This is a genomic window from Pseudomonas sp. IPO3774 (genome assembly GCF_013386835.1).
Classification (GTDB): Bacteria; Pseudomonadota; Gammaproteobacteria; order Pseudomonadales; family Pseudomonadaceae; genus Aquipseudomonas.
Genome location: NZ_JACAQY010000033.1, coordinates 1 through 232 on the forward strand (window position 1 = coordinate 1; position 232 = coordinate 232).

The following is a 232-nucleotide window of genomic DNA, read 5'->3' on the forward strand; positions in this document are numbered from 1 at the left end:
CAAAATCAAAAGCAAGAGCACAGCGGCCTCCCGGCCGGCTTGAGTGTTAAAAGCAAAAGCAAAGACCAGAGCGAAAACAGATCTGCTTTTCTGTGGGAGCGGGCTTGCTCGCGAAAAACCTGAGGGCGCCGCGTTCATCCAGAATGCCCGCGTCATCGTTAACGACCTTCGCGAGCAAGCCCGCTCCCACATTTGGACCGTGCCCGCTTTAGCTTTTGATTTGGCTTTTAAC

1 protein-coding gene is annotated in these 232 nt (G+C 53.9%); it reads left to right on the forward strand.

Annotated elements, in window-relative coordinates; translation table 11 throughout:
• Window positions 1–43: 43 nt before the first annotated feature.
• Window positions 44–232: hypothetical protein (locus tag HYE77_RS32465; RefSeq protein WP_218174565.1), on the forward strand; the 189-nt coding region annotated here is incomplete at its 3' end.